We start from the raw sequence: 6,257 nt of genomic DNA, 5'->3' as shown, positions 1-6,257 counted from the left end.
ACTATATGCTTGCTATAATTTGAATCTACTGCGTTGTCATCAGTCGTCGATGGACGCCCATCGACTCCATCTTCCGCCTTGTAGATTGCAAATTATATCTAAGCAATATAGTCGAGAAATATAAAAACAGCCACACTAGTGCTGACTTAACTCCATATGGAATGGATCATACCAACTACAAGTATGTATACTTTACTATGGTTGCAAATATTGGAAATGGTAATGCAATATGGCAAATAGCCTGAACAGATGATGCTTCCATGAGCGGGAATCTTGGCTACCATGGCCAGGGAACTATTGAAACCGAGCAGGGAGAATCTACAATAGGACAGTACGATGGTAATTGACGGTAACTTGATTTTTATGAGGGAGCAATCAGACTTGGTTGCTTCCTTTTTTAGACTATATATTTTCAAAAATAGAAGTCTATTGTTACATGATGATATCAATTGCACCTTATACATCAGAAAATGCAACTTATGCAAATCTTAAGATATGAGAAGTGTGTTTTTGATAAAGTAAAAATATCTTAAGAAAGGGAGTAAAAACAAATGAAAAGAAATATAATTGGCAGGGTGGTTAAAATCATATTAGGAGTAGTTGCTGTACTGATAGTCACAGGAACTGTTGGAATGGCCAAGCTGGTTACTGATGGCGTGTTTTATCAGAATAAAAACAATGATACTCAGGGCAACTCGATTAAGCAGCTGGCAAAGTACGGCTTTGACCTTGATGGCTTTATCGCCGGCACTCAAGGCAAAGAGATTTCTGTTACGGCAGAGGATGGCAATGTTGTTCCCGGAACCTTTTTTGATGTGGAAAGCGATAAGTGCGTAGTACTTGTGCACGGAGCAGGTGGCGACAGAGTAAGCACATATCCTCTTGCACAGCAGTATATCGAAAGAGGTTATAACGTAGTTGCTTTTGATGACAGAGGTCATGGATTAAATCCGGATGATAAAGTAACCTTTGGGATTCATGAGCTCCGTGATATAAAGGCGCTTGTAAGATATGCCAGAGAAGAACTTGGAAGCTCAGAGGTTATTGTTCATGGACAGTCAATGGGGGCACAGGCCACAGCAATTTATGCATCAAACGCAACACCTGGAACAGTAGAAGCAGCGGATGCAGTTATCTGTGACAGTCCTGTTCCGGGAATGGAATACATGATCAGAAGCGTGATTGCAGATGATGATCCGGAGGAAATGGAGTCATTTGTGACATCCTATCTTACAGAAGCAGGTAAGCTATATTCAAAGATTTTTTATCGCATCAACTGGAATGATGGTGATACAATCAAGGTTGTAGAAAATGATCAGCTGCCTACACTCATTTTTGTTTCACAAAAGGATACAGTCTGCCTTCCTGAAAAGGTTGAGGAAGTATATGAAAATGTTGGCAGTTCAGAAAAGAGCATTGCTTATGTAAACAGTGCACATATCGAAGGAGTTATTGATGATCCGGATGGATACATGGAATATGTTGAAACTTTCCTTGCTGGTGCCGGATTGTAAAAGTAAGTATGAAGTTAAACCTGTTCGAAGACAAGAATAATACAAATGAGCATGTGGATCTGTATTTTTCAAATATGCGACCACAGATAAAACAGATAATAGATATTGTGCAGTCCGAGAGAATATCTCTTTCGGGAAGACCTGCGGATGATGATCTTGACGATGGGGAAGAGATACTGATCGACCCCAAAGAGGTATATTACCTGGATTATGTGGACAGAAAACTTTTTATGTACACCGGGACCGGGGTCTATCGTATTATGAAAACACTCGCAGAGTGTGAGGAGCTCCTTTGGAACTATGGGTTTGTGAGAGTTTCCAAGTCTAATCTCATAAACATTTTCAGAATAAAACAGTTAAAGCCAGATCTTAATATGAAGGTTTATGCTTATTTTGATAATGGTGAGAGGATCTGTGTCAACAGAAGCTACAAGAAGGAATTTGATCAGTATCTTCAGAAAATGCGGAGAATGGTATAGTGAAAAAATATTTTAAGAATTTAGCCTTAATGATTTTTGTGTCATACACAGTGGTTTCTGTTTCTTCTGCTGTCATCAACATTATTTTGGGCGGTCAGACAAATAATTTGAATGAGCTGATGATGTTTGTCATTTGTATCATAGCCTCTGTTGTTTTATCCCTTCATGGGCTCTTTGACAGTGTAAGCCCACTGGCTATGATGGTTATCCAATATCTGTTAGCATGTGTGCTGATAGCAGTAATGCTTTTTATCGTGAGTTGCATTGACACTATAACTATACAAGGATGGCTGGATTTATATCGCTCATTTACGATTCCATATGTGATTCTTGCAGGGGTATATTACTACAGTGTGTTTGCTGATACAAAGAAAAAGGACAGCATAATTAAGGACCTACAGAAACGGGCTGGATGATTGCCGGGGCGATAGTAGTTATGGAAAAGAGATGATAAGAACAGTTGATGATATTGAGGAGAAACAACGAATTACAAAAAGCATTCTTACGGCTCTACCAGAGTGGTTTGGAATTCCAGAATCAACAGAAAACTATATTCGTGAAAGTGCGAATGAAATAATGGTTGCCTCTTTTGAGGGAGAAAAGGAAAATGGTTTTTTGTGTTTAAAGGAAACGGGAAAAGATACCGTTGAAATTGCAGTTATGGGCGTATTGAAGACGCATCATCACAAAGGTATTGGCAGATGTATGTTTAACGAGGCAAAGCATATTGCTGTTGAACATGGCTATTCCTTTATTCAGGTTAAGACTGTTCAAATGGGAAAGTATAGGCAATATGATGAAACAAACCATTTTTACCTAAGTCTTGGATTTAAGGAATTTGAACTGATGCCTAATCTATGGGACGAATGGAATCCGTGCCAGATTTATGTTATGTCACTTTGATAAATCCTAGTGTGGGATGAAGGAGAATAATGGATAGCGTGTTGTATTTGTTTGTTTTTACAATGGGCTTTTTGCTCAGTGGATTATGGTTTGGATGTCAGTTTGCCTTGGCAACTGTTATTATGAACAAGAAAATATGGTGGCTTGATATGTTTAAGCCACTTATTACAGGGATTATTCCAACAGTTATTATTTGCCTCTGGGGAAATTATAATATTTTAAGCTTTGAAAGGGCACTTGTTCCGTCTTTATGGGGGATAGCTATGCTTACAGTCATGGCAACAAGCTCTATTATTATAGTGGGAGCTGACAGGAAAAATGAAAAGGACATACATAAGTTATTACCTCGATGTGTAGAAGCTGCTTGTATGGAAATTCCGCAGCGAGCTATGATGCAGTCTTTTACTGAAGTCGTTCTGATATACTTTGGCCTGAATGGGTTCATAAGTATTCTGATTACAGCTTTGATTTGGTGCGCGGCTCAAGGCGTTCAACTATTATTGTTTAAGCAGAAAGCTACGAAAACATTTTGGATTGAAATGATAGCTTCTTTTGTGTTCTCATTAGGAATAGGGTATTCTTTTTGGGCTTCAAAATTCATACCCATGACAATGCTTTGTCATGGAATTGAGCGGTTCGTTACAAATACAATTGATAAAGCATAGTATTGCATTATTAAGCAAATTCAGGTTTTTCGAGATGAATGATAGAACATAAAATCGGAACGTTAAAACTCCGATGCAAGGAGGATCCGCAGATGTAATGACAGACAGTTGCCCATCCGATATAATGGGTGGGCAAGCAAATATAATATGGAGGTAACAATCATGAACAAGTATGTTTCGCTGGATAAGCGAAGTAAGAAGGCGCAGCGTGAGTATCACGCAAAGCAGAGACGCACCTGGGGTGAACTTAATCCCGTGACAAGGAGCGTACCGAGCGGAAAGACTTACAATCGAAAGAAGGAAAAGCAGAGGATCGGCAAGGAATTCAGAAATGGATTTGATGCCGGTCTTTTTTTGCAAAATTATATATTTTTTGCTTGACTATGACGTAACGTAATAGTTTATGATGTAATCACACGTGAAGGAGATGATAGCCATGAAGACAGTAAATGAAGTGAGTAAGCTGACAGGAGTGAGTATACGCACGCTGCAGTATTACGATAAGATAGGACTCTTAAAACCGGCAGAGTATACCGAGTCCGGATACAGGCTGTATGACGATGCGGCGCTGGAGAGACTTCAGCAGATTTTACTGTTTCGTGAGCTTGAGTTTCCGCTTAAGGATATCAAGGATATCGTAACCAGATCTGATTTTGACAAGAGATTGGCACTTGACCAGCAGATAGAACTTCTAGAATTAAAGAAGGAACACATCGAAAATCTGATCAGTATGTGCCGTGGTTTAAAACTGAGAGGAGTGAGATATTTGAATTTTACAGCATTTGATTCAAGTAAATTAGACGAATACGCCAAGCGCGCAAAAGAGCAGTGGGGTAGTACTCAGGAATATAAGGAATTCGAAGAGAAGAACAGGAAGCGTTCAAAGAGCGAGGAAGAAAGCATGATGGCCGATTTCATGAAACTCTTTGAAGAGTTCGGAGCTATGAAGGATCAGGATCCTGCATCTTTAGAAGTTCAGGATCAGGTAAAGAAGCTACAGAGCTTTATTACCGAGCATTTTTATAAGTGTACTAATGAGATTCTTTCCGGCCTTGGTAAGATGTATGCCGGTGGCGGAGAATTCACCGAGAACATTAATAAGATGGGCGGAGAAGGAACTGCTGAATTTACTCACCGGGCGATACAGATCTACTGCGGATGATACAATTTTTTGAAAAAGTAGGTTTTCGGTAGGTTTTTGGTAGGAAAGTAGTAGGTTTTGAGTATTCTTTTTCAAAATAAGTGTGTTATATTTACAGGCCATATTGAGGCAGAAATGCTTCAATATGGCTTTTTATTTTGTCTGAAAACATGTATGATTATTCATGAGTTGTCAGAAATGATTATTACGGTTGCTTTTTCAGAATGGCTTTCTGAGCTGAGAAAAGCAGTTCTTGAAGATACATTAGAAAAGATCAAGAAGGAAGGACAGTAACTTGTTGAATTTTGCCAATAAGATATAGGAAGCAATAAAAAATGAAATCTTTTATAAGACTAACTGATTTTTCAAAGCAGGAGTTGTTGGAAATATTCAAAATCGCAGATTCGATGGAACAATATGAAGACTTCTTGAAAGGGAAGACCGTGGTAATGTTTTTTCCAACATCCAGTATCCGGACAAGAGTTACCTTTGAGAAGGGGATTTATCTTCTTGGTGGGCAAGTAATACTTTTTGACCCGACAGTATTAGATAAAAAAGAAGATATAGTTGATGTTTGCGGATATCTTCAAAACTGGGCAGACGCTGTTATCGTGCGACATAAAAATATTGATATGCTTGAGAAAATGGCAAATACAATGACGATTCCGGTCATAAATGCAATGACAGATGATAATCATCCTTGTGAAATGATGTCTGACCTATATAGTCTTTCAAAAAACAGACGAGACTATCTTTGTGATGAATACTTATTTGTTGGTGGAGATGGGAATATCGGAAGAGCTTGGAAAGAAGCCTCAGAGGCTTTTGGCTTTTCACTTACACAAAGTGCTCCGCTTGCTTATCAAATATCAGGACTTGATTGTAATGTTGATTTACAAACTGCCATCGAAGGGAAAGATATAATATGTACAGATTCTATTCCTTCAGAGAGTTTAGAGGATTTTAAGGATTATCAGATCACTGAAATTTTGATGGATCACGCTAATAGAAATGCCGTTTTAAATCCTTGTCCGCCTTTCTGCCGAGGTGAAGAGGTTTCACAAGGAGTTATTGATTCAGAGTACTTTGTAGGGTATGAATTCAAAAAGAATTTGTTAAAAGTACAGCAAGCAATAATTATTTATTGCCTGTCGTGTGACGGCAAAATTGGGTAAAAAGCATTTCAACAGTCCGATTGCCCATACGGTGTTATATTGTGTTACTGTGAAATCTTTCCCTTGTTTTTTCCCTTATCAGCGCTCGTAAAGCACTATGGGACAATATAACACAAGGGAAATCATAAGGGAAAGTAAAACATCTGCAAATTTAGCATTTACAAGGGTTTGCGGATGATGACATAACAAATAGTAACGAGTTATAAAACCTTTGGGAATGGTTCATTCCCAATCAATCGTTTGTGGGGGAATTATGGACAAGAATTTACTAGATTTTTTAATAACTGCTAAGAAGGCTACTTATGCAGGCAAAGGTGCTGAGACAACTTCATCAAGGATAAAATCGCATGATTTGATTTATGAAGATGGAGATTATATGT

Annotated in this window: 8 protein-coding genes; all 8 read left to right on the top strand. The window is 38.4% G+C overall.

What is annotated here, in order from left to right; genetic code table 11:
- The first annotated feature begins 551 nt into the window (after positions 1–551).
- The 8 genes from J6O61_RS09485 to J6O61_RS09450 all read left to right on the top strand — a co-directional run bounded on the left by J6O61_RS09485 (position 552) and on the right by J6O61_RS09450 (position 5,877).
- Positions 552–1,514, top strand: a complete 963-nt coding sequence (locus J6O61_RS09485) for an alpha/beta hydrolase (RefSeq protein WP_292212344.1) — start codon at positions 552–554, stop codon at positions 1,512–1,514.
- Between the two features lie 8 nt (positions 1,515–1,522).
- Positions 1,523–1,993: a LytTR family DNA-binding domain-containing protein gene (locus tag J6O61_RS09480; RefSeq protein ID WP_292199280.1), complete on the top strand. Its 471-nt coding sequence runs from the start codon at positions 1,523–1,525 to the stop codon at positions 1,991–1,993.
- Positions 1,993–2,409 (top strand): DUF6608 family protein, encoded by a 417-nt coding sequence (locus J6O61_RS09475; protein WP_330613765.1) that lies wholly within the window; start codon positions 1,993–1,995, stop codon positions 2,407–2,409. The genes J6O61_RS09480 and J6O61_RS09475 overlap by 1 nt, the downstream gene beginning before the upstream one ends.
- Before the next feature lie 31 nt (positions 2,410–2,440).
- The gene (locus tag J6O61_RS09470; RefSeq protein WP_292145796.1) at positions 2,441–2,896 is read left to right on the top strand and encodes a GNAT family N-acetyltransferase; all 456 of its coding nucleotides are present in this window, start codon (positions 2,441–2,443) and stop codon (positions 2,894–2,896) included.
- Positions 2,897–2,925: 29 nt separating this feature from the next.
- Positions 2,926–3,561 carry a type II CAAX prenyl endopeptidase Rce1 family protein gene (locus tag J6O61_RS09465; RefSeq protein ID WP_292212341.1) on the top strand — a complete coding sequence of 212 codons (636 nt, stop codon included), beginning with the start codon at positions 2,926–2,928 and terminating at the stop codon, positions 3,559–3,561.
- 162 nt (positions 3,562–3,723) lie between these two features.
- Positions 3,724–3,942 carry a hypothetical protein gene (locus tag J6O61_RS09460; RefSeq protein WP_292212339.1) on the top strand — a complete coding sequence of 73 codons (219 nt, stop codon included), beginning with the start codon at positions 3,724–3,726 and terminating at the stop codon, positions 3,940–3,942.
- Positions 3,943–3,997: 55 nt separating this feature from the next.
- Positions 3,998–4,723: a MerR family transcriptional regulator gene (locus J6O61_RS09455; protein ID WP_292212336.1), complete on the top strand. Its 726-nt coding sequence runs from the start codon at positions 3,998–4,000 to the stop codon at positions 4,721–4,723.
- Positions 4,724–5,037: 314 nt separating this feature from the next.
- Positions 5,038–5,877 carry an ornithine carbamoyltransferase gene (locus J6O61_RS09450; RefSeq protein WP_292212333.1) on the top strand — a complete coding sequence of 280 codons (840 nt, stop codon included), beginning with the start codon at positions 5,038–5,040 and terminating at the stop codon, positions 5,875–5,877.
- The last annotated feature ends 380 nt before the right edge of the window (positions 5,878–6,257 follow it).

The organism is Butyrivibrio sp., from assembly GCF_017635265.1.
In the GTDB taxonomy this organism is placed as follows: domain Bacteria; phylum Bacillota; class Clostridia; order Lachnospirales; family Lachnospiraceae; genus Butyrivibrio.
The sequence above is the reverse complement of the archived record's forward strand: the minus strand, read 5'-3'. Positions and strand labels throughout refer to the sequence as shown.

Excerpts from the sequence above, each read along its gene's own strand:
- J6O61_RS09470 (WP_292145796.1), top strand. The coding sequence starts at position 2,441 with ATGATAAGAACAGTTGATGATATTGAGGAGAAACAACGAATTACAAAA.
- J6O61_RS09450 (WP_292212333.1), top strand. The coding sequence starts at position 5,038 with ATGAAATCTTTTATAAGACTAACTGATTTTTCAAAGCAGGAGTTGTTG.
- J6O61_RS09460 (WP_292212339.1), top strand. The coding sequence starts at position 3,724 with ATGAACAAGTATGTTTCGCTGGATAAGCGAAGTAAGAAGGCGCAGCGT.
- J6O61_RS09480 (WP_292199280.1), top strand. The coding sequence starts at position 1,523 with ATGAAGTTAAACCTGTTCGAAGACAAGAATAATACAAATGAGCATGTG.
- J6O61_RS09485 (WP_292212344.1), top strand. The coding sequence starts at position 552 with ATGAAAAGAAATATAATTGGCAGGGTGGTTAAAATCATATTAGGAGTA.
- J6O61_RS09465 (WP_292212341.1), top strand. The coding sequence starts at position 2,926 with ATGGATAGCGTGTTGTATTTGTTTGTTTTTACAATGGGCTTTTTGCTC.
- J6O61_RS09455 (WP_292212336.1), top strand. The coding sequence starts at position 3,998 with ATGAAGACAGTAAATGAAGTGAGTAAGCTGACAGGAGTGAGTATACGC.